General features: G+C 75.9%; 13 protein-coding genes. 6 read left to right on the top strand and 7 right to left on the bottom strand.

All coding sequences use genetic code 11. The features are described from left to right. Window positions 1-16 precede the first annotated feature (16 nt). The 4 genes from EKG83_RS13870 (at window position 17) to EKG83_RS13855 (ending at window position 6,560) form a co-directional block, all read left to right on the top strand. A complete protein-coding gene (locus EKG83_RS13870) occupies window positions 17-2,851 on the top strand; it encodes an ATP-binding protein (RefSeq protein ID WP_170191937.1) in 2,835 nt (944 codons plus the stop codon). Between the two features lie 44 nt (window positions 2,852-2,895). Then, complete coding sequence (locus tag EKG83_RS13865) at window positions 2,896-4,461, top strand: PEP-utilizing enzyme (protein ID WP_153278061.1); 1,566 nt, start codon at window positions 2,896-2,898, stop codon at window positions 4,459-4,461. Between the two features lie 15 nt (window positions 4,462-4,476). Further along, a complete protein-coding gene (locus EKG83_RS13860; RefSeq protein ID WP_033434556.1) occupies window positions 4,477-4,977 on the top strand; it encodes a jacalin-like lectin in 501 nt (166 codons plus the stop codon). A 644-nt stretch (window positions 4,978-5,621) separates the two neighbouring features. Further along, entirely contained in the window at window positions 5,622-6,560 is a 939-nt protein-coding gene (locus tag EKG83_RS13855) for an aminoglycoside phosphotransferase/kinase family protein (RefSeq protein ID WP_033434587.1), read from the top strand. Between the two features lie 98 nt (window positions 6,561-6,658). Here EKG83_RS13855 and EKG83_RS13850 read toward each other — a convergent pair whose 3' ends face one another. Beyond that, the gene (locus tag EKG83_RS13850; protein WP_211269243.1) at window positions 6,659-7,456 is read right to left on the bottom strand and encodes a helix-turn-helix transcriptional regulator; all 798 of its coding nucleotides are present in this window, start codon (window positions 7,454-7,456) and stop codon (window positions 6,659-6,661) included. A gap of 202 nt (window positions 7,457-7,658) precedes the next feature. On the opposite strand from EKG83_RS13850, the gene EKG83_RS13845 reads away from it, so the two are divergent. Beyond that, window positions 7,659-8,198 (top strand): nuclear transport factor 2 family protein, encoded by a 540-nt coding sequence (locus tag EKG83_RS13845; RefSeq protein WP_033434558.1) that lies wholly within the window; start codon window positions 7,659-7,661, stop codon window positions 8,196-8,198. Window positions 8,199-8,411: 213 nt separating this feature from the next. After that, window positions 8,412-8,684: a GlsB/YeaQ/YmgE family stress response membrane protein gene (locus EKG83_RS13840; RefSeq protein ID WP_153278060.1), complete on the top strand. Its 273-nt coding sequence runs from the start codon at window positions 8,412-8,414 to the stop codon at window positions 8,682-8,684. 312 nt (window positions 8,685-8,996) lie between these two features. Here EKG83_RS13840 and EKG83_RS13835 read toward each other — a convergent pair whose 3' ends face one another. From EKG83_RS13835 to EKG83_RS13810, 6 genes are read right to left on the bottom strand one after another with little or no spacing between them, the layout of a single operon-like run. Then, window positions 8,997-9,371 carry a DUF6114 domain-containing protein gene (locus tag EKG83_RS13835; RefSeq protein ID WP_153278059.1) on the bottom strand — a complete coding sequence of 125 codons (375 nt, stop codon included), beginning with the start codon at window positions 9,369-9,371 and terminating at the stop codon, window positions 8,997-8,999. Continuing rightward, on the bottom strand, window positions 9,368-9,946 hold the full coding sequence (locus EKG83_RS13830; RefSeq protein WP_033434560.1) for a DUF6230 family protein: 579 nt from the start codon (window positions 9,944-9,946) through the stop codon (window positions 9,368-9,370). Before EKG83_RS13830 ends, EKG83_RS13835 begins: the two co-directional genes overlap by 4 nt. After that, window positions 9,943-10,212: an acyl carrier protein gene (locus EKG83_RS13825; protein WP_033434561.1), complete on the bottom strand. Its 270-nt coding sequence runs from the start codon at window positions 10,210-10,212 to the stop codon at window positions 9,943-9,945. Before EKG83_RS13825 ends, EKG83_RS13830 begins: the two co-directional genes overlap by 4 nt. After that, window positions 10,209-12,029 (bottom strand): hypothetical protein, encoded by a 1,821-nt coding sequence (locus EKG83_RS13820; RefSeq protein WP_033434562.1) that lies wholly within the window; start codon window positions 12,027-12,029, stop codon window positions 10,209-10,211. The genes EKG83_RS13825 and EKG83_RS13820 overlap by 4 nt, the downstream gene beginning before the upstream one ends. Further along, window positions 12,026-16,984 (bottom strand): acyltransferase domain-containing protein, encoded by a 4,959-nt coding sequence (locus EKG83_RS13815; protein ID WP_051766764.1) that lies wholly within the window; start codon window positions 16,982-16,984, stop codon window positions 12,026-12,028. Before EKG83_RS13815 ends, EKG83_RS13820 begins: the two co-directional genes overlap by 4 nt. Further along, entirely contained in the window at window positions 16,981-22,644 is a 5,664-nt protein-coding gene (locus tag EKG83_RS13810; RefSeq protein WP_033434563.1) for a type I polyketide synthase, read from the bottom strand. Before EKG83_RS13810 ends, EKG83_RS13815 begins: the two co-directional genes overlap by 4 nt. Window positions 22,645-22,858: the final 214 nt, after the last annotated feature.

Below are 22,858 nucleotides of genomic sequence, written 5' to 3'. Positions count from 1 at the left end.
GCCGCGAGGGGGCCAGGTGGGTGCTCTGATCGGCCGTCGGCGTGAGGTGGTGGCCTTCGAGGAGGTGCTGGCCGAGGTCGCGAGCGGCGTCGGGCGGGTCGTCGCGGTGGCCGGTGAGCCCGGGGTCGGGAAGTCGCGGCTGGCCGGCGAGTTCCTGGCCAGGGCGGAGGAGCGCGGGTTCCGCCGGCTGTGCGGCACGGCGTGCGCCTACCAGTCGGACCTGTCCTACGCGCCGGTCGTGGAGGCGTTGCGCCCGCTGGTCCGCGAGGCCGCTGCCGACGGGCCGCCGGACCTCGCCCGGCTGTTCGGGGGTTTGCCCTGGTCGGCGCCCCGGTCGGGGGACGCCGCGCTGGAGCGCACCCGCCTGTTCGAGGCGATCGCTTCGCTGGTGGCCGGTGCGGCGGAACGCCGGCCGGTCGCGATGCTCGTGGACGACCTGCACTGGGCCGATCCGAGCTCGGTCGACGTGCTGCACTACCTGGGCCGCGCGATCGCGCGCACGTCGTGCCTGCTGGTGCTGACCTACCGCCCGAGCGAGGCGGGCGCCGGCGTGCGGGCGGCGCTGGCGTCCTTGCGGCGTGGCGAGTGGGTGGTGGACCTCCCGCTGCGGCCGCTGGGTCCGGAGGGCGTGGCCGCCATGGTGGCCGAGTTGCTCGGCGACTCGCCGCCGGCGCCGGTGGTGGACCTGCTGGCGGACAGGACCCGCGGCGTGCCGCTGTTCGTGCGGGAGTTGGTGCGGGCGTTGCGCGGGAGCGGACGTTTGTTCCGCAGCGCGGGCCGCTGGGTGCTGGGGCCGGACGCGGTGGACGCGGTGCCGGCGAGCGTCGTGGAGTTGTTGCGGGACCGGGTGGACGGCCTGGACTCGGCGGACCGGGCGGTGCTGGAGGCGGTCGGCGTCTGCGCGGACGTCGCGACCCTCGACGTCCTCGCCGGGGTGTGCGCGGACGTGCCCGAGGTGGCCGACCGGTTGGCGAGCCTGCGCCTGGCCGGCTTGGTGGTGGAGGAACTCGTCGACGGTGAAGTGCTGTACCGGGCTGCCCACCCGCTGCTGGCCGAGGCGGTGTACGCCCGCCTCCCGCCCTCCGTGCGCCAGGCACGTCACGCGGCCGCGGCCGACGCGATCGTCCGGCGAGGGCACGTGGACGCGAGCCGTCTCGCCCACCACGTCGGCAGAGCGGGTGCCGCCGTCGAACCGGCACGGGCGTTGGAAGTCCTCGCGAGGGGCGCGGAACACGCGGCGGCCCGGCGGGCGGGCACCGAGGGCGTCCAGCACGCGCGGAGCGCGCTGGCACTGGCCGGTCGCCTCGGCCGTGACGACCTCGTGCCGTGGCTGCTGACCTTGCTCGCCGAGTCCGCGTCGTTCGCGGGTCGCGCCGAGGAGGCCGCCGCGGCCTGGTGGGACGCGGCGACCCGCGCGGCCGACCCGCGCGAGCGGTCCCACCGCCTCCTGCGGCTCGCCCAGGTCGAGACGGACGCCGGGCGGTTGACCGAGGCCCGGGACCACCTGGCCCAGGCCGTGGAAGCGCTGCGTGGTCTCGACGCGACCGGGCTGAGGGTCGACATCGCGCAGGTCGCCCTGGTGCTGCACACCCGCCGGGACGAGTTGCCCGCGGTCGCCGCCGAGGTCGCCGAGCTGGAGCGGGTCGCGGCGCGTTCGGGGAACCGGAGGGCGTCCGCCCTCGCCCGCTACGGCAGGCTGGAGCTCACCGGGTACGGCACCGGAACCGTGGACGAGTCCGAAGTGGACGAGGCGATCGCCGCGGTCGCCGCCGACGGCGGTGCCGGGTTCGCCACCACGTTGCAGCTGATCTCGCTCGGCACCGCGCTCGGGCGCGGCGAGCACGCCGCCGTCGCGCGGCGGGTCGACCTGGCCGTCGAGCAGGCGCGGGCGGCGGACCTGCCGATGCTGGAGGTGCTGCCGACGGCGTTCTGCGGTGTCGCGCAGTTCCAAGCCGGCTCGTGGGACAGCGCGCTCGCCCTGGCCGACAAGGCGTTGGCCCTGGGGCACAGGTTCGGCGTCCCACGCGGGATCTCACTGGCGCTGGCCGCTCGGGCGATGGTGCTGGTGCACCGCGGTGACGTCGACGACGCCGAGACGTGCCTGACCGAGGCGTCCGCGAACTACCGCGACCGGCGGCTCGGGCGGTTGATCGACGTGATCGCCGCGCAGGTCGCGCTGGCTCGCCGCGACCTGGCCGGCGCGACCGCGCTCGTGCCGCGGACCGGGCCGTACGCGCTCCCGGTCCTGCACCTGGGAGTCCGGGGCGAGCTGGCCGTGCTGGCGCGGGACCACGACGAGGTGGGCAGGGTGGCCGCGGACCTCCGCGCCCTGGGGTTCCCGTACGCCGCGGCCGTCGCCGACCGGTTGCGCGGCCTGGCCGCGGGTCCGGACGGCGTCGGTCTCCTCACGAAGGCGGCGACCGCGCTCGAAGAGCTGGGGTTGCCGTTCGACGCGGCTGCCTGCCGGTTGGACCGGGCGGCCGCGTCGGCGAAGACCGACCCGGCCGCCGCCGTCGCGTTCGCGAACCGCGCGCTGGCGACCTTCGACGACCTCGACGCCGCGCCGAAGTCCGCCGAGGCCCGGAGGTTGTTGCGCGACCTGGGCGTGCGGCCGAAGCCCAAGGACCGGCCTGCCGGCGAGCTGAGCGCACGTGAGGCCGAGGTCGCCTGGCTGGTGGCGCAGGGCCTGTCCAACGCCGCGGTGGCCCGGCGGCTGTTCCTCAGCCCGCGCACGGTGACCACGCACCTGGAGAAGATCTACCGGCGGCTCGGCCTGAGGTCACGCCGGGAGCTCGCCCGGTACGTCGCCGAACGGGCCGCCGATACGCAATCCCGCCGTGCCGGTACGTAGTCCGACCGATGGTGTGCCCGTGAGGTCTTCCCCATGCTGGGTCCATGTCGACCGCGGAAGTGCCCATCGACCCGCCCCCTGGTTTCTGGATCAGGGAAGCAAGCCACGCCCCGTCCCCGGTAACGCCTCTGACCAGGCCGTTCTGGCGGCACCGGGAGTGGCTGCGGGTGGTGGCCGAGGAGATGGGGTTCCTGTTCGACACGCTGGACGTCCAGGAGATCGGCGGCTGGCTGTACCTGCGCGTGGTCCCGCTCGTGGACAAGGTCGGCCCGCCGCCGCCCGCCTCGTTGACGCCGGAGCTGTACCGGACGATCCCCGAAGTGCGGCGCCGGATCCGCGCCTGCGTCAACGCGGTGGAGACCGACGTGGCGGGCAGGCTCGTGCGCCGCTGGCACGACGAGTGGCGCGGCGGGCTGTCGGCGCGGATCGACGCCCTGCGCCGCGTCGACCTCGACGCCCTGACCGACGAGGGGCTCGCCGGGCACTACGGGACCGCGCTCGCGCTCGGCGACGACGGGTGCCTGATCCACTTCCGGTTGTGGGGCGCGGTGGTCGTGGCGCTCGGCACGTTCGAGCTCACCTGCCGCGAACTCCTCGGCTGGGAGCCCGGGCGCAGCACCGACCTGCTGGTGGGCGGCTCCACGAGCTCGACCGAGCCCGCGCGGGCACTGGAAGCCCTCGCGCCCGAGGACTACGTGCGGCGGTACGGACATCGGGCGCTGACCTACGACCTCGCCGACCCGACGCTCGCCGAGCTGCCGGATGTCCTGCGGGACCTCGCGCGCACTCGGCGGCGGCGCGATCCCGCCGAGGCGGACTCGGCCGCGGAACCGCTCCCGGCCTCCGCACGCGCGGCGGTCGGCGGCACGCGGTTCGAGGCGGACTTCGCCCGCGCCCGTGCGGCCTACCCGGTGCGCGAGGAGAACGAGTTCCTGACGATCAGCACACCGCTCGCGCTGCTCCGCGCCGCGGCGCTGGAAGCCGGTCGTCGGCTCGTCGCGCGGAACGCGCTCGACGACCCCGACGACGTCTTCTTCCTGGAAGTGCCGGACATGCTCGCCGCGTTGCGCGGTGGGACCGACCCACGGGCTGTCGCCGGGCGGTTCCGCCGTGAGCGGGACTGGGCGTTGGCCCACCCGGGTCCCCCGAGCTACGGCGTTCCGGCGCCCCCACCACCGCTGGAGGCGTTGCCCGAGCCCGTTCGACGCGTGAACGAGGCGTTCCGGTGGGCCCTGGAGCAGATCGCCGCGCCCGCCGGCAACGTCCGCACCCACGCGCGCGGGAGCACGACGATCACCGGGATCCCGGCGTCGCCGGGCCGTTACGGCGGTCCGGCGCGGGTGATCCGCGACGACCGGGACTTCGCGAAGCTGCGCCCCGGCGACGTCATCGTGTGCCCGGTGCTCCCGCCGGTCTGGTCGGTCCTGCTCGGCCGCGCGGGCGCGCTCGTCACCGACCGGGGCGGACCGCTGTCCCACTCCGCGATCATCGCCCGCGAATTCCGGGTTCCCGCGGTCGTCGCGACCGGTGACGGGACCAGCCGAGTGCACGACGGCCAGGCCGTCGTCGTGGACGGCTCCGCCGGAACCGTCCACCTGTCCACCGAGTAGAGAGGAGCGTCCGTCATGACGCAGAGCACGTTGAGCACGGTCGGCGCGGGGTACTTCGACGACACCGCGCGGGCCTTGGAGCTGGAGGCGCAGGGCAAGCCGCTCACCAAGCTGGTGCTCCGGTCGGGCGACGTGGTCGACTGCGTCACCGCGGTGCACGTCGACGTGGAACTCGACGAGCACGGCGGGCTCGGCATCCCCCCGAACACGGGCCTGGTCGGCGAGGTGCCGATCGACCCGGACGACCCGATCGTCGAGGTCTCCGGCGAGTACGGCAGGTGGTTCGGCGGCGACTACGTCCTGACGATCACCTTCAGGACCCGCCGCGGCGAGGTCCACGGACCGTTCGGCACGGGCAGCCACGGCGAGGGGGCGACGCCGTTCACGACCTCCATCCCGGAGTGGCAGCGGATCCGCGCGCTGTTCGGTTCGGTCGCGCCGGCGAACAACAACGCCTCGCGGGTGCTCAGCCGGATCGGCCTCTCCCTCGCGCCCGCCGGCGTGGTGTCGCGGTAGTTCCCCAGGGGACCGGCGTCTTCGGCGACGTGAAGACCTCGACCCGGTCGGCGGGGCGGCGGTGGCGTTCACGGTCGCCGGGGTGACCGCGCCGCACACCCGTGGCCGCGGGACGACCAGGGGCCGGGCCGGTGGTGTGCTGCCGCCCTGTCGGATCGTCCGCGGCCTGCCGCGTGCCAGTGCCGAGGTGCACCGGCACGCGGCAGGAGTCGAGAGTGGCCGGTGTCGCGGTCGCGTGCTCGCTCGCGGGAAGTCCGTCGACGCCCCGGTCGCCGGACCTCCAGACGAAACTCGGCCGCGGGGAGCTGTTCGAGGTCATCGGCTTCCTCGGCTACCTGCGCGAGGCGGTCCCAGGACCGCTGATCGCCAGCCGGGTCGGCGCTCCCCCGCGCGGTGTCCGCCACCTGGAGTCCGTCGCGCCGGCCGAGGGGTCCGCAGGCATGACCGGGGCAACCCCGCCGGTGTGCCGATGTCACCGGCCTGGAGGTGCGTCGTGACGAACCGCGCGACCGGGAGGTGTTCGACAGCGGTCCCGGGAGCAGGCCGTTCGTCGGGCACGCCACAGAGCCGGAACCGACCCCGCGGCCGCAGCACCAGGACGTCGGGCGGTGGGGACCGTCGGGACGGCGTTTAGAGTGGCGTTCATGATCACCGAGGAAGAACGCACCGCCCGCTCGCAACGCGCCCGCGACGCCGCCGTCGCGGCCGCGACGGCGCTGGGGCTGGACGCGTCCGAGGCGAAGGTCCTGTACGACGTCTTCTCGGTGGTGGTGGACCTCGCACCGTCGCCGGTCGTCGCGCGCGTGCCGGTGGTGACCCCGCGCGGCACCACCTCGGCGGGCTTCCAGCGCACGGAGCTGGACGTGTCGAGGTGGCTGGCGTCGCGCGGCGAGCCGACCGTCGTGCCGAGTGGACTCGTCCCGGCGGAGCCCGTCGAGCGCGACGGTTTCACCATGACCTTCTGGGAGAAGGTCGAGGGCGTGCTCCCCAACGACTACGACGCGGTCAGGCGGATGCCCGCGGTCGCCCGCCTGCACGCGGTCCTGGCCGAGTACCCGGGCGGGACCGGCTTCTTCCCGGGGATGCAGGGGTACGTCGACCTCGCCTTCGACGACCTCGAAGGTCGTGAAGACCTGCTGCCCGCCGCCGACCTGGCCCGCGCCCGCGCCGAGTGGGCCGTGCTCTCGCCCGCCATCGCGTCGCCCGCCGCTTTCGCGCGGGCGTTCCCCGGCGTCCCGGTCCAGGTGGTGCACGGCGACGCCCCGTACTACAACCTGATCGAGACCGCCGACTCCGTGCTGTACTCCGACTACGAGCACGTCGGCGTCGCCCCGGTCGAGTGGGACCTCGCGCACACGGGCGAGGAGGCGATCTCCGCCTACAACGCCGCCGCGGCCGATCTGGGCCTGCGGGCGGTCGACACCGGCGTGCTGCGCGCCATGGAGCGCTTGCGCGACCTGCAGGTGGTCGCCTGCGTGGCGCTGGTCCCGCAGCTCCCGCTGCTGGCCGACGGCCTGGCGTCGTCGCTGGAGACCTGGCGGGCGACCGAGCCCTGGCAGGGCGGGGAAGCTTCCCCGGAGTGAGGTGCGTCGGCTGATCAGGGCCAGTGCTGCCCGCACCCCGCCGGTACGAGGATCCGCCCAGTGGACCCGGTCGCGCGGCACGGCCGGGTGCCGCGCCTTCAGGCCGGGTCTCGAGGGGTGTAGAGCATGACCCAGTGGTCCCGTTCGGGGTCGTGGAGCATCTCGATGCCGAAGTTCAGCCAGCCGCGGTCCGGGTGGCGGATGCGCTTCACCGCGGATCGCCACGCCGCGACCTCGCCCCGCTCCCAGCGGTCGCGGAAGGTCGCGCTGGTCGCGGTGAGCTCGGTGTGCAGGGACCGCAGGTAGTGGTCGTCGGGGTACCGGCCCAGTGCCGTGCGCAGCTCGGCCGCCGCGACCCTGGTGAGCTGGTCCGCGCCCTCGTCGCCGAGCAGGTCGGGCAGCGCCGTGGCGGTGAAGACCTGGTAGGCGATGTTGCGCCGGTAGGGGCCGGCGGTGGCGAGCGGTCGGAGCAGGTCGGCGGAGGCCGCGTTGAGGGCCAGCAGGTCCAACCGGCCGTCGTGCACCGTGACCGGCATGCTGTCGTCCAGGTCGCGCAGCATCCGCAGCAGGCCCGGGCGGATCGCGGCACCCGGTGACCGGGGTCCGGGAGGCGGCTCGCCCGCGAGCCGGAACACGTGGTCCCGCTCGGCTCCCGAGAGTTCGAGCGCCCGTGCGAGGGCGGCGATGACCTCGCGGGAAGGACGGGGCGCCCTGCCCTGTTCGAGCCGGGTGTAGTACTCGACGGAGATCCCCGCGATCTCGGCGACCTCCTGCCGCCGCAGGCCCGGTACCCGCCGCGCCGGGGTGCGGGCCCGGCCGGGGCGTTCCGGCGGGGTGATCGCTGCTCGGCGACGGCGCAGGTACTCCCCGAACGCCGTCCGGTCGTCGTTCGGCACGTGCGCCATTGTGCCCGGCGCCGGGTGGCCCTGCCGGTACCAGGCTCGGCGGGGTCTTCCCCGCGCGCACGGCTTCCCGCAGGTTCAGGACCATGACCGGTGGGTACCGCCGCGAGCGGATGTGGCCGCGGCACGACGATGACAGCGCGGAGTTCGTCTGCCCGGGGTGCGTCTGCCCGGGGTTCGACGAGGGGGTGGGCGCATGACCACCCCCGAACCGGCGGCAGCGCTCGAACCGGCCCGGGAGTTCGTCCGCGCGGTCGAGGCGAAGGACCTCGACGCCGTCGCGGCGACGCTGGCGCCCGACGTGCGGCAGTTGTTCGTGCACTCCCGCAGGACCAGGACACCGGACGGCGTCGCCGACGTCATCGCCGGCCGGGGGAAGGGGATCTGCGTCGCCGACCTCAGGGGCCGGGCGGAGGTGCTCGCCTACACGGGAGCGCTGTTCGACAAGTTCACCCCGCTCGCCTGGCGCGACCACGGGTGGACCGCGTCGGCGCGCGGGATCTTCTTCTGCGGCAAGGGGGACATGGTCGTCGCCCGCACCGGCAAGCCCTACCGCAACAGCTACGTGACCAGGTTCGACGTCGAGGGCGGCGGGATCGTCCGGATGGTGGAGCACGCGGACGCGTTCCTGTACGCCGGCCTGCGCGTGCGACCGAACGGGGTGGAGTTCCGGGCGCTGCTCCGGGCGGTCGGGCGCCTGCTCCCGCCTGTCGGGTCCTCCCGTTCGGGCGGGTAGCCCGGTCAACGCGTGCCGCTCGACAGGCGGGTGGCCCCGCCCGGACCAGGACGGCGAGGGCTCGGGAGCGGCGGTGCGGTGGCGACCTCCCGGGACCCGGTGCCCACGACATCACGGCGGGAGGTGTGAGATCCGTGCGAGTTGGGCACCCCGGCGCCTGTAACGATCACGCCGCGTTGCAGAGACGGTGTGGCACGAGGACAAGGAAGCACTGTGGGCATCCTGGGTTGGATCGTTCTGGGTCTCATCGCCGGCGCCATCGCCAAGGCCGTCATGCCCGGCAAGGACCCCGGTGGCATCGTCATCACGATGCTGCTGGGCATCGTGGGCGCCATCCTCGGCGGTTTCATCGGCCGCGCGCTCTTCGGCTCGGACATCGGCAGCTTCTTCGACCTGAGCACCTGGCTGCTGGCCATCCTCGGCTCGATCGTGGTGCTGGCCGTCTACCACCTGGTCACCAGCCGGGGCCACCGCGCCCACGGCTGACGCGAGCACTTTCGGGCCCGCCGGTTCACACCGGCGGGCCCGACGCGTGTCCGGGGTCCCGCGCCCCGACCCGGTTGGCCGGCCGCAGGGTATCGGCGTGCCGCCGGGAACCGCGTGGTCCGGGGGAGGCGGGGACCACGGTGGGGATGTCGGCGTTGCAGGACGCCCGGCCGAAGCTGTCGGTGTAGGCGGACGCGCCGCCCTGCCGCACGGCGGCGGCGAACGTCGTCCGGGGTGCACGATCGTCACGACTCGACGTCCCGGTGCGAAGTTGCGGTGCGGTAGTTCTTCATCCCTCCGTCGTGGTCCGGGTCACGGGTTGGCCGGTTCGCCGCCTCGCGGCGACGCGTCGTGGACCGGTACCCATGCCAGCGCGAGCACGCCGCCGGTGGCGGCGAGCAGGAAACCGAGCAGGAAGCCGCCCAGGTTGGTCTGCACGAGGCTGAGCAGGCCGCACACCAGGGCGACGGCGCCGGCGAAGTGGCGCAGCACGGGTTGGCACAGCAGGGTGAGGCCCGCGACGACGAGCAGCGCGCCCAGGACCCAGCCGGCGGTGGCCCCGGTGCCGGAGAAGCGCAGCACGCCGGTCGAGGTGGCGATCACGGCGATCAGTTCGGCGCCGGCGAGGGTCGTGAGCACGCCCGCGGTGAAGGGGCACGACCTGCGCCAGCGGGTGAAGCCGGTCACCGGTCGGCCCCGGTGCGGCATCCCTCGCCACCGACCTGGTGGCCGATGTCGACGCCGTCCAGCTTGAACGTGCCGGCGGTGGCGGCCCCGGCGCTGATGGTGGCGTCCTGCAGCGTCACGGTGGCCGCCTGGTAGTCGACGGTCGCGCTGGGCGCGGTCGGCCCCAGCGCGAACTGCCGGAGGTCCAGCGCGCCGGCGATGTGCCGGGTCTCCAGGACGAGGTCGGTCGCGGTGGCGTGCGGTGCGCGCAGCACGGTGGTCACCGTGCCGATGACCGGCAGGTCGATGCTCGCCGACTGGCACAGGCCGGTGATCTCGGCGCTGCCCAGGCGGGTGAGCAGGGTGGCCGTGCCGGGGGCGGCGGTGGAGGCGGACAGGCCGAGGCCGAAGCCGGTGGCCTCCAGCCGGTCGAGCGTGATGGTGAACGGGGTGTCGCTGCTGAACGAGACGCCGACCGCGCCTCGGGCGATGCCGGTGAGCAGGGCGGTGGCGGCGAGCGCGGTGGGCGCGGCCGCCAGCAGGAGTCGCCGTCGGCTGGTGCGGCCGACCGGGCGTCGGGTCGTGGCGGTGGTCATGCTCGTTGTCCCTCGATGGTGGTGACCAGGATGGCGGTCAGCTCGTCGATCGTGAGGTGCACGACCTCCGCCGACTGCTCGACGGTGACGCCGTACCGCTGCTCGATCGCCACGAGTGCGGCCATGAGCTTCATCGAGTCGACCTCGGGCAGCTCGTAGACGCGGGCGGTGGGCGGGATCAGCTCGACGTCCACCGCCAGTTGCCGGGCGAGTTCCCCGCGCACGACGGCCAGTGCTTCGGCGTGGGTGGGGACGGCGGTGGTCACGGGTGCTCCCGGTGGGTCGGTAGGAACGGTGCGGGGTCGATCGGTGCTCCGTGGCTGATGAGGCGGGCGAACAGCCTGGCCGCGCCGGCGGCGCCGGCCGCGCCGCGTCGTTCCACGCCCTCCGCGACGTGGGGCCGGCCGCGGAGGGTGGTGGCGATCCAGGTCGACGTCGTCCCGCCGGCGCCGACCTCGACGAAGTAGCGGTAGCCGCGCACGTAGGCCGCGCGGACGAGGCGCGGGAAGTCCAGTGTGGACCGCAGGCCGTCGAGCAGGTCGTCGCGGATCGGTCCGTCGAGGAGCCGGCCGCGCAGCCCGGTGAACACCTCCGCTCCCCAGCCGGGGTCGTCGTCGCCGCGGAACAGGGGTGCCATGCGGTGGGAGTCGAACAGCGGTGTGTGGAACAGGTGGCTGCGGGCGGTGGCGATGCTGGGTCGGCCCAGGTCGTCGGCGAGGGCCCGGCACCGCCCCGGGTCGCCCGCGATGACGACTTCGCCGGGGGTGTTGACGTGCGTGAGGTGGACGCCGGGGAACCGGGGCAGCAGCCGCCGCACGTCGTCGGCGGTGGCGAGGACGACCCGCGACCCCCACGACCGGGGGGCCGGCGCCCGGTAGGAGGCCACCACGTCGAGGGCCTGCCCCAGGTCCCGCGCCCGCCACGACCGGCGGCCGGTGGCGACGGCCATGCTGATCTCGCCGAGGCTGTAGCCGAGGGCGCCGAACCGGCTGCCGGGCAGCAGGCCGCGCAGGGCGTCGGTCTGCGCCGCGCCGCTGACCTGGGCGGCCAGGGTGCGCGCCAGCACGTCGTCCGTGTCCTCCCCTTCCAGGAGGCCGACCGCTTCGTGCTCGGGGCGGTGCCGGGCCGAGTCGTCGGTCACGGCGTCCAGGGCCGGGAGCACGTCGGGGAAGCAGCGCAGCAGTTCCCGGCTGCCGCCCGCGTAGGAGCTGAACATGCCCGGGTAGACCAGCGCCACTCCCCCGTCGGGGCCGATCGGGTCGGCGGCGCAGAAGCCGCCTGCCGGGCTGGACCAGTCGGCCCCCGCGCCGATCACGGCGGACAGCGTGGAGGCCGCCCGGTCGAGTTCCCGCGCGACCGTGGTGGGGGTGACGCACAGGACGGCGCGCAGCCGGGCGGCGGGCAGGTCGCCGGCGTGCTGCCGGGCGAGGTCGACCACGTCCGCACCGCCGGCCACCGCGTCCCTGATGCCCGCGAGGGCTCGGCCCAGGTCGGCCGCGTCGCGGCCGCACACCGGCAGCAGCGCCAGCGGGGTGGCGCGGCTCCAGGAGGTCCGCACGGGTCGGGCCGCGGCCGACAGCAGCACGTCGCCGACGACGGCGGTGCGCCGCGACCCGATCCACAGCCGCACGCCACCCCGGGCGGACGGCAGGTGGTGGTGGTGCAGGCACAGGGCCGCCCGCACGACGGCCACCGGTTCGCCACCGGCGCCCGCGGCCAGCCCCGGGGTCGCGTCCGCCCCGGGCGGGGCGGCTTCGAGGGTGGCGTAGGCGTCGGACCGGGTGCCCGGTGCCACGCGCAGGGCGACCGCGCCGTAGTCGCCGGAGGCGCACAGCACCGCGCCCCCGTCGCGCACCCGGTGCAGTGCGGCGCCCACCCGGTCGACGCGGACCACCGGGACGCCGGTGGTGTCGCCGGCGGCCTGCTCGACCGCGAGGGCCGCGGCCTTGTCCCGGTCGTCGACGGTGCCGGCGAGGTCGGCGGTCCCCTCGGACAGCGCGTGCTCGAAGGCGTCGAGGGTGGCGAACCCGGCGGTGTGCACGCCCAGGCCGAGCACGGACCAGCGGTCGGTCGCGGGCGTCACGACGCTCCCCCCGCCGTGCGGACGGTGACCGCGCCACCGGTCCTGGTCACCTCGACCCGGTGTGCGCGGGGGTCGCCGGGAACGGTGGCGGTGCGCAGGTCCGCGCTCACCGCGACCGCGGACGGGTGGACCGCCGCCAGCCGCCCCACGTGCTCCTTGACGGCCAGGAGCGCCAGGGGGTCGCGGACGTGACCGGTCGGCAGGTCGAACACCCGGGCCGCGGTGCCGGGCAGCCCTTCCCACAGCGCGAGTTCGCCGGCGGTGAGCACGGTCCGGTCGCCCTCGGAGCGGGCCGGGCCGAGCGGTTCGACCGAGCGCCGCAACGCGAAGTCCCGGACCCGGCGGGGTGTGCACCGCTCGTACCGGCCGGCCGGGACCAGCGCGCTGACCTGGCGCATCCGCACCACCACCCGTCCCCCCACCAGCAGTTGCACGTCGAAGGCCGGGTACGACTCGTTGCCCCCGTCGAAGCCCGCCCACCCGATGCGGACCTCCGCGGTCCCGCTGTCGGGGACCGGCTCGAACAGGTCCAGTTCGGCGACCCCGCGCGGGATCGCCACCTTCCCCGCGGCGGCCGGGGTCCAGCGGTTCAGCATGAAGCTCGGCACGGCCTGCAACGCCGCGTCGAGCACCCCCTGGTGCAGCTGCCCGCGCGGCACCCGGCCGCGGTCGATGTCCAGCAGCGCCCGCGCGCCGTCCGCGCCCACCCACCAGGCGGTGATGTAGTGGAACTCCGGTCCGTGGAACTGGTGGGCGGAGTCGTAGATGTCGGGTTGGAGCTCCAGGTCGTCGGGCAGCGGCAACGGCCCGGGGCGGGCCGGCGGCCCGTCCACGAGCACCACCGCCCGCGCCACCTCGTCGAAGCCCCCGTCGCGGGCCAGCAGCAGCCGCGTGTTCACCCCGTCGGGTCCGGGTGTCGCCTCCGTCCGCAACCGCAGCGGGCCCGGCACGGCGATCCAGCGGTGCACCAGCAGGTCGCGGACGCCGACCACGTCGCGCCCCGTGCGCGTGGCGGCCGCGGCGGCGAGCCGGTCGAGCACCGACGCCAGCGGCAGGACCGGGGTGGTCCAGGTCGGGGCGTGTGCCCGCACCCACGTGTCGACCTCCGGGTCGAGCACCCGGTCGACCACGGCCGGGCGGTCCCCGGGGACCGCCCGGACGCCGAGCCCGGTGACCTCGTAGATGCGCAGGCCGTCGCACCACAGCGAGGCGTCGCCCACCGCGTAGCGGCCGCGTTCGTCCTCGCCGGCTTCGCGGACCTCGACCTCGATGGTGACCAGCCCGCTGTCGGGGGTGACCTGGCCCCGGTACTTCCACTTCACCTCGCGGTCGGGCAGCACCGGTTCGAAGCGGGTGCCCGGCGGCAGCTCCGCCCCGCCGCGGAGGAGGTGGTAGCGCAGCAGTTGGGTCATCGCCTCGACCCCGAGGGAGCCGGGTTGGACGGGGTCGGTGAAGAAGTGGGCCTTGAAGTACCACGCGTCGGGGTCGACGTCGATCTCGGCGCGCAGCGCGCCCAGCCCGGCGGCGCCGCCGGTCGGGCGGTGGTCGGTGATCCGGTCGGGCATCAGCAGCATGGGGCCGGGCATCCCGTGCGGCGGGTGGGCCGTCAGGTCGACGACGTGGTCGCCCGGCGTTTCGACGCGCCTGCGGTCGGCGTCGGTCGCGGGCAGCCCGCGCTGGTCGTCGAACGCCTCGGCCGGGAAGAACCCGAAGACGGGGTCGGTGGTGAAGACCGGTGCGCCGTCGGCGAGGCAGCGCACCGTGAACCCGGTCATGATGACGCCGCCGAGGCGGAACAGGGACACCAGTTCGACGTGGGTCCGCACGGTCCGGGTCGCGGGGCCGATCTCGCCGGTGACCGTGCCGGTGCCGTCGAGGTTGCGGTAGCGCAGGCCGACGTTGTGCGTGCCGGTGGTGTAGCCGGCCAGCCACCCGCACGGTTGCAGCGCCACTTCCATGAGCACGGCCAGGGGCATGACCGGGTGGTCGTTCTGCTCGAAGTACCACACCTCGTCCGGCACGTCGTACTCCACGACGACCGACGCCCCGGCCGCCATGCCGCCGAGTTCGCCCTCCACGGCGACGACCCGGCTGATGAACAGGAACGGCGGACCGGGCAGCCGCGCGAGGTGCTCGGTGCCGTCGACGCCCTCGGCCAGGCTGTTCACGGCGCCGGGGTTGCCCCACGCGCACGCCAGCACGGCCGCGTAGTCCAGCGCCACCCCGTTCGTCGTGGCCACGGCGCCCCGCTCGCGGTGCCCGACGAGCCCGCCGAGCTGGTGCAGGGGCACGGGCCGCCCCGTGGCCCGCACGCGGGGAGGTCCGAGGTGCCGCCAGTGGTCCAGCGGCCAGTCGGGCACCAGCCGCACGCCGACGTCGGCGGCGTGCAGGGCCTTGACCCCGTCGACGGTGACGAGCAGGTCCGCGCGCACCGTCGGGAAGGGCCGCGCGTGCACGGCGCGGACGAAGACCTCGTAGACGACCTCCGCGTTGCGCGGGGTGGCCTGCCCGCGGCAGCGGACGGTGGTGGCGAGGTCGGTGACCGGGGCGAACCGCCACCCGTCGCGGCGGGCGGTGAACCCGAGGGCGGCGAGGTGGAAGGCCATGGCCTGCAGGCCGCCCTGGAGCATGAGGGTGGCGGGCATGCAGGGGTCGCCGGGGAAGTGCCCGGTGAAGTACCAGTCGTCGGGGCTGATCGGCGCCCGGGCCTTGAGGTGGCCGCGTTTCAGGGGACCGCCCGCCGGGTCGAGGTCGACGACCTCGTGGAGCATGAGCGCCCGGCCGCCGTCGATGCGGGGTGTGCGCACGTGGGAGCGCGTCCACGCCCAGTCGGGGCCGAAGCAGTCCGCCGGGCGGCCGTCGGCGAAGGCGCGGACCTGCTCGGCGGTGAAGCCGCGGCGTGCCCGTGGTGGACCGGGTTCGTGGTCGTCGGCCGGTTCCGGGCCGGCCGCCTCCAGGTCGGCCGGGCTCCACCGGACGCCGCCGGCGGCGTCGAGTTCGGCGCGGCTGAAGAACCCGGCCTGGCCGTTGCGGACGGTCAGGCGGGGTTCGCCGTCGACCGAGCCGTCGCAGCGGAAGGAGAACAGCAGCACGCCGTCGTGCTCGACGAACCGGTCGACGGTGACGTGGTGGCGCAGCGTCTCCCCCGCGCGCGGCGCCTCGCCGTGGTGGGTCACCTCGAACCCGAGCAGCCGGAACACCCGGTCGCCGTCGTGGCGCAGGTCCGCGCCCAGCCACCCGGCCAGCAGCGCGATCGACTGCACGGCCTCGACCGCGAGCCCGGCGGGCATCCGACCCGCGGGGTCGAGGTACCAGCTGTCCAGCCGCACGTCGGTCTCCGTGCGGATCGTGCCCGCGGGGTGTGCGCCCGGCGTGACCAGCGCGGCGGGCTCGGCGTCGAGGTCCAGGACCCGGTCCAGGAACAGCATCGGGGGTGCGGGGACGCCGGTCCGCACCGCGCGGGCGTCCAGTTCGGCGAAGCGCGGCCCGAACACCTCCGAGAGCGGGCCGGTGGCGAGGCGTTCCAGCCGCGCGCGGTCGAAGCTCGGGCGGGCGGGGACGGGGTGGGCGGGGACGGGGGCGGGTCGGCCCAGCGCGGTCACCTGCGCCTGCCGGGCCGCGAGGAACGCCCGGTGCGACTCGACGTGGGCGGCCAGCACGTCCCGGTGGGTCGCGACGAGCCGCGCGTGGTGCTCGACCAGGACCGCCGCCGGCCGGGCCCGGTCGACGGGGCGGACGACCGGGGGCAGCTCGGGGGCGGGCGGCAGGACCACCACGGGGTCGGTGCGCGGCCGGGCGGTGGTCTCGCCGCCGAACAGGTGTTCCACGCGCACGCGGACGCCCGCGGCGACGAGTTCGGCGACCGCGTCGCGCGCCCGGTCCACCGGCTCGCCCGTCCCGCCGTCCCAGGCGACCGCGACGTGCTCGCGCCCGGCGAGCACCCGCTTGACCCACCCCGTGCACAGCGCGCGCGGACCGTGCTCGACGAACACCCGCACCCCGTCGGCCCAGGCCCGCTCGACGGTGCCGGCGAAGTCGACGGTGCCCAGGGCCTGCGCGGTGACCGCGTCGGCGGCGGCCTCCGCGGTCGCCTCGTACCAGCCGGTGGTGGCGCCGCTGTGGAACCGGACGCCCGGCACGGGGGTGGTGGGGCGCAGGTGCAGCGCCCGCCAGCGGTCGCGGACCCCGGCCAGCTCGGGCGCGTGTGCGGCCAGGTCGTAGTCCACCCGGACCGCGTTGGCGGGGCCGAGCCCGCGCACCACGTCGGCGCACGCCCGCGCCTCGCCGCCGACGACGCACACGTCGGGGGCGTTGACCGCCATCAGGTGCACGGCGCGCTCCCCCGCCAACGCGGCCCGCACCCGGTCGGCGGGCAGGGTGACCAGGTAGGTCGCCCAGCGCTCGCCCGGCACGCCGAGCGCGGCCCAGGCGCGGCGCACGGCCCGCAGCTCGCCGGTGAGGTCGTGGGTGAACAGGCCGCTGTCGCGGGCGTCCCGGTACAGCCCCTCGGCGTCGGACCAGGCGCCCAGCGCGATCAGCGCGGTGGTCTCGCCCGACGAGTAGCCGATCGCGGCCCGCGGGTCCAACCCCAGGGCGGTGCTCGTCCGGGTGTGCGCGACGGCCAGTTCGGTGGCCGCCCGGATGCGGTCGAGCACACCGCCGCCGGGGTCCGCGGCGGAGCCGTTGGTGTAGACGAACGCGACCTCGCCGTCGACCGGGTGCTCGCGGTAGTGCGCGCGGGGCGGCTTGACCCCGCCCTCGGCGAGCCAGCGGCGGGCCGCCGCCGACCGGTCGGCGCGGCCGTCGTCCACCACGACGAGCCGGGCCGGGCCGTCACCGCCGGTTCGCCCGGCGTCCACCGCGGCCAGGACGTCGCGCCGGTCCCGGCCGGAGAACACGACCAGGCGCGGTGGGGTGCCCCCGCCGCCGAGGGGGGTTCGGTCGGACGCGCTCATCCCTGCCGCCGCGCGAACTCGACCCCCAGCAGTTCCACCGCCGGCGCACCGTCGTCCGACAGCAGCACGACGTCGCACCGCGTGCCGGCGCCGTGCGGACGTCCGGTGTGCACCACGCACCGCGACACCTCCCGGTGTCCGGGCCCGTCCGCCCGGACGCCGGCGATGCCGAGCAGCCGCGCCGCGCCGCCCAGTTCGCGCTCCGCCCACCGCGCGGCCAGGCGCAGGGCGCCGTCGACCGCCGCGGCGTCGAGCGGGCCGCGGTCGCGCGGCCACCCCGGTGCGCGGGGGTCGTCCGACTGGTCCCGCACGTCGTCGGGGACGGGCGCGAACCCGCTGTCCGATGTGGTGTCGACCTCGGCGGAGAACACGGGCACCTGGTCGTCGTCGCGCAGTTCGAGGTGCTCGCCCGCCCGGACCGCGGTGAACACGTGGCCGCCCGGGTCCAGGCGCGGCAGGGGGGCCGCGCCGAGCACCCGGAAGTCGCGGAGCACGAGCCGGTGACCGGGGCGCCGGTCGACGGCCGCGCCGGCCAGCCAGCTCAGCGCCTGCGCCGGGGGCAGGCCGTCGAGACCGACCAGGTGCGGGTGGGTCGCGGCGGTGACGCGCGCCTCGGCGGGGGCGGCCGGCGGTGCGGGCAGGTCGGGGCTCGCGACCACGACGACCCGGGTGTCTTCCCCGCCCGCGGCCAGCTCCCGGGTGAACGCCTCCGCACCGGCGTCCGCGGAGAGCAGCGGCACGCCGGCGGCGTCGAAGTGCCGGGCGAGCGCGGGGGTGACCATGCCGCCGTCCCACGGGCCCCAGGCGATGGCGCGGACGAGCGCGTCCGGCCGTGCCGCCCGCTCGGCGCTCGCGACGTGGTTGAGCACCTCGTTCGCCGCGGCGTAGTCGGCCTGGCCCGGGTTGCCGGTGGCGGCGACGACCGAGGAGAACAGCACCACCAGGTCGAGCGGGTCGGTCCGGGTCGCGGCGAGCAGCGCGCGCAGCCCGCCGACCTTGGTGTCGAGGACCCGGTCGTACTGCTCGTCGGTCTTGTCGGCGATCCGCTTGTCGGCGACCACGCCCGCGCCGTGCACCAGGCCGGTGATCGGCCCCCAGTCGCGGCGCACCCCGGCGAGCGCGTCGGCCAGCGCGTCCTCGTCGCGCACGTCGACCGCCAGGTACCGCACCGGGCTGCCCGCGCGCTCCAGCGCGTCGAGCGTCGCGCGCACCTCGCGCGCGGCGAGGATCCGCCGCGCCCGCCGCGCCAGCTCCCTCGGCGCGGTGCTCCCGTCGTCCTGCCCGGCCAACGCCCTGACCAGCGCCGCCTCGTCGACCGCGTCGGCCAGGCCGGGCGGTTCGTCGGCCGGCTCCGTGCGGCCGATCAGCACCAGCTTGGGCCGATGGGTCCCGGCGAGCCGGCGCAGCGCCGCCGCGGTCACCCCGCGCCCGCCACCGGTGGCGACGACCACGGAGTCCGCGGTGATCCTGGCTTCGGCCCCCGGGGCGACCGGGGCGGGCACCGCGGTCGGGACCAGGCGGGTGCCGTCGGCGCGCAGCCCCACCGCGGGTGTGCCGCCGCCGCGCAGCAGTTCGGCCACGATCGCCGCCGCGACCGCCCCGGCGGACCGGTCGCCGCGTTCGCAGTCGATCGCCTTGACCGACGCGGCGGGCCACTCCGCGGCCGCGGTGCGGGCCAGCGCGGCGACACCGCCGAGCCAGGCGCGTTCCGGCCGGTCCGCGCGGACGCCGAAGTCGCCGCCGGTGTCCTGCACGGTCACGAACACGCCGCCCCCGGTGGTGAACCGCTCGGCGACCGCGCGCGCCGCGGTGAACACCTCCCGCTGCCGGGCGAGCGCCTCGGCGGGTGACCCGACGGCCGCCAGGCCCGCCAGGTGGACCACGCCGGTGGCGTCGTCGGGCACCCGGTCCGCGACGCGGGCCGCGACGCCGTGCCGGTCCAGCTCGGCCGCGACCTCGTCGGCGAGCCCGGAACCACCGTCGAGCACGGCGAACGAGCCGCCGGCGACACCGGCGAGGGCCAGGTCGGGTGCCGGCACGGGCACCACGCGCACGGCGAGCCTGGTGGCTTCCCGGGTGTCCGCGCCGAGGGCCTCGTGGTCGGTGGTGGGCTCGACGGCCCGCCAGGACACCGCGTCGACCGCGTCGCCCGCGACGGCCATGCCGTTGATCCGGTCGATGACCTCGCGCAGGGTCCGCAAGGCCCCCAGTTCGGCGATGTCCGCCTCGGCCAGCTCCCCGACCCGGTCGCGGAACGAGGCCAGGATCTCGACCCGCTTGATCGAGTCGATGCCGAGGTCGGCTTCCAGCTCCATGTCCAGGTCGAGGACCTCGACCGGGTAGCCGGTGCGGTCCGCCACCACCGAGAGCACCAGGTCGGCCGTCTCCTCCGGGGACAGGCTGCCGAGCACGATGTCGGGGGGCGGGGAGGACCCGACCGCGGGTGCGGTGCCGGACGCGGGCGCCGGAGCGGACGTGGGCGCCGGTGGCATGGTGAAGGCCACCGCCGGCTCCACCGCCGGGGGGACCGGCGCCGGAACCGGCGCGGTGGGCGTCGGGGGCGCGGCGGTCCCGGCGCCCTGCGCGGTCAGCAGGGCCGCGAAGGTCGCCTCGGAGGCCCGGAGGAAGTCCTGGTGGCTCTCCACCAGCATCCGGTGCACGGCGGTGTGCGCTTCGGCCGTGTGCCGCTGGGCGCTCTCGATCGCGGCGAGCCACCCGCTGTCCGCCGCGGGTCCGGCGGCGGGGAGGGGGACGGTGAAGGGGGCGGGTGGTGGAACGGGCTGCTGGGGCGTCACCGGGGTCTCTTCGCGGGGTGGGTTCGGGGCGGGCAGGGCGGCGGCGCCGCCCTCCGGCGGGTAGCGCAACCCGCGGTTGCCGCCGTCGATCGGCACGGTCAGGGTCGGCGCCGGGGTGTCGGCGGGCGCGGTGCGCTGGTCGTACCCGCGCCACAGCTCGTCGAAGTCGAGCGGGACGCCCCGAACGGCGAGCCGGCCGAGGGCGTCGTGCAACCCGGTGACCCCGTCGCGCCCGCGCGGCTGCACGGCCACCGCCGCGTGCTCGCGGTCCCCCAGGACGCGCTCGACCAGGCCGGTGAGCGCCGTGCCCGGCCCGACCTCGACGAAGGTGCGCACGCCGGCCTCGTGGAGGGCTTCGACCTGCCGGTCGAACAGCACGGGCGCGACGAGGTGCCCGGCGATCCGGTTCCGGACGGCCGCCGGGTCGGTCGGGTAGGGCGCCGCGTCCTGGTTGCCGTGCACCGGGATGCGGGGTTCGCGGATCTCCAGGTCGCCCAGGACGCGCTCCAGTCGCCGCGCCGCGGCGGCGACCAGCGGGCTGTGGAACGCCGTCGACGCGTCGAGCCGGCGGGTGGCGATGCCCTGCGCGGCGCACTTGCCCTCGGCGGCCTCGATCGCGGCGGTCGTGCCGGACAGCACGAACTGGTCGGGTGTGTTGTGGTTGGCCAACCAGATCCCGCCGCCGCAGCTGTCCAGCACGGTGTCGACCTCGGCGCGGGTGGCCGTCACCGCGGTCATCGCCCCCGGCGTGTCGGCCGCGGCGTCGCGCATCGCCTCGCCGCGCGCCCGGGCCAGCCGCAGCAGCGACGCGGCGTCGAGCACCCCGGCGGCGTGCAGGGCGGTCAGCTCGCCGAAGCTGTGCCCGGCGAGGTGGTCGGGCTCCAGGCCCAGCCCCCGCAGCACGGCCAGCAGCGCCGCCTCGGCCGCGGCCAGGGCGGGTTGGGCCCATTCGGTGGCGGTCAGCAGGTCGTGCTGGGCGGCCCGCCGGTCGTCGGTGAAGGCGGGCGGCGGGAACACGACGCGGTGCAGCGCGCGGCCGTCGAAGCGGCACGGCCCCAGCTCGTCCCACACCGCCTGGGCGGTGGCCGAGTGCATCGCGAGGTCCGCGCCCATGTTCACGTGCTGGGAGCCCTGGCCGGGGAACAGGAACGCGATCCGACCGGGACGCGGCTCGCCCACGGCGCAGTGCACGCCACCGGGCAGGGAGAACGAGGTGTCCGGCCGCCGGTCGAGCACCGCCGCCACCCGGGCGAGCTTGTCCACCAGCTCGGCGGTGTCGGCGGCGACGACGGCGAGCCGGGCCCGCTGTCCGGGGTCGAAGGCGCGCTGGCTGTCCCGGGCGAGGTCGGCGAGCGGGCGGGACGGGTCGGGGCTCCACCCGACCAGGGCGCTCGCGGTGGGCGCGCTGACCAGCACGAGTTCGGTCGGCACGGCCCTGGCCCGCGGGGCGCGGCGCGCGAACGAGGCTCCCGACGGCGTGTACTCCTCCAGCGTGACGTGGAAGTTCGTGCCGCCGAACCCGAAGCTGGACACCGAGGCCCGTCGCGGGTGGTCGGCGGGGCGCACCCAGGGGCGTGCCGCGGTGTTGAGGTGGAACGGGCCGCGGTCGAGGTCCAGTTCGGGGTTGGGGCGCTCGACCTTGATCGACGGCGGCAGCACCCGGTGGTGCAGCGCGAACACCGCCTTGAGCAGACCGGCGGCGCCCGCGGTGGCCTTGGTGTGCCCGATCTGCGACTTCACCGAGCCCAGCGCGCACCACTGCTCGTCGTCCCGACCGGACTCGGCGAACACCTCGCGCAGCGCCGCGACCTCGGCGGCGTCCCCCGCCTTCGTGCCGGTGCCGTGCGCCTCGACCAGCTCGACGGTGTCGGGGCCGTAGCCCGCCTCCTGGTAGGCGCGGCGCAGCGCGCGTGCCTGCCCCTGCGGGGTCGGGGTGTAGATGGCGCTGCCCCGGCCGTCGGACGACGTGCCGATGCCCCTGATGACCGCGTAGACGTGGTCGCAGTCGCGTTCGGCGTCCTCCAGGCGCTTGAGGGCGTACATCGCCACGCCCTCGCCGAGCATGGTGCCGTCGGCGTCCGCGGCGAACGGGCGGCAGTCGCCGGTGGGCGACAGCGCGGGCGTCTTGGAGAAGCACAGGTACATCTCGATGTTGTTGTAGGTGTCGACCCCGCCGCTGAGGACCAGGTCGGCCCTGCCCAGCGACAGCTCGGCGACCGCGGTGGACAGCGCGGCGAACGAGCTGGCGCACGCGGCGTCGGTGACGTGGTTGGTGCCGTGGAAGTCGAAGCGGTTGGCGATCCGCCCGGCGATGACGTTGGCCAGGCCGCCGGGGAAGGTGGCCTCCCGCCACTCGGGGTAGTGGCCGCTGATGCGCTCGCAGACCTCCTGCACCAGCGGTTCGGCCACCCCGCACTCCCGCAGGGCCTTGACCCAGACCGGGCGCTGCGCCCGGCCGCCCACCTGGATCATCAGCGGGGTCCCGCCAGCGCCGAGCACGACCGAGACGCGTTCCCGGTCCGGCTCGGAGGTCGCGGCGAGGTCCCCGAGCACCTGCTCGGCCACGAGCAGCGCGAGCAGCTGCGAGCTGTCGGTGGACTCGATGGTGCGCGGCGGGACCCCGTAGGCCGCCGGGTCGAAGTCGACCGCGGGCAGGAACGCGCCGCGCCTGGCGTAGGTCTTGTCCCGCGCCAGCGGGTCGGGGTCGTAGTGGTCCTCGACCAGCCACCGCGTCGGCGGCACGTCCACCATCAGGTCACGCCCGCGGACCAGGGTGCGCCAGTAACCACCGCCGCCCGGCTCACCGGGCAGCAACGCGCCGACGCCGACCACCGCCACGGGAACCTGCCGGTACCGGTCAACCACTGCGGCCTCTCCTCCTCGAATCGAACTCGTGGTCGGACGCCCCGCCCGACCGGGCGTCAGGTGTGCGTCGACGTCCCGACCCGCTCCCGACGACCAGCGGTCACCACGCCTCCCGCGCCCGGCCGGTCCGGGCACGACGGCCACCACCCGGCCGCCGGAAGTCCACTGTGGACAGGAAAGCGGAAGTTCCGGGCCCTCCTCGGCATGGTCGTCG

The organism is Saccharothrix syringae, from assembly GCF_009498035.1.
Classification (GTDB): Bacteria; Actinomycetota; Actinomycetes; order Mycobacteriales; family Pseudonocardiaceae; genus Actinosynnema; species Actinosynnema syringae.
This window is presented reverse-complemented; position numbering and strand designations above follow the sequence as displayed.

Bases quoted from the DNA above. Each gene is read 5' to 3' on its own strand.
- EKG83_RS13830 (WP_033434560.1), bottom strand. From the start codon at position 9,946: ATGACCACCGCCACGACCCGACGCCCGGTCGGCCGCACCAGCCGACGG.
- EKG83_RS13845 (WP_033434558.1), top strand. From the start codon at position 7,659: ATGACCACCCCCGAACCGGCGGCAGCGCTCGAACCGGCCCGGGAGTTC.
- EKG83_RS13815 (WP_051766764.1), bottom strand. From the start codon at position 16,984: ATGAGCGCGTCCGACCGAACCCCCCTCGGCGGCGGGGGCACCCCACCG.
- EKG83_RS13865 (WP_153278061.1), top strand. From the start codon at position 2,896: ATGTCGACCGCGGAAGTGCCCATCGACCCGCCCCCTGGTTTCTGGATC.
- EKG83_RS13855 (WP_033434587.1), top strand. From the start codon at position 5,622: ATGATCACCGAGGAAGAACGCACCGCCCGCTCGCAACGCGCCCGCGAC.
- EKG83_RS13860 (WP_033434556.1), top strand. From the start codon at position 4,477: ATGACGCAGAGCACGTTGAGCACGGTCGGCGCGGGGTACTTCGACGAC.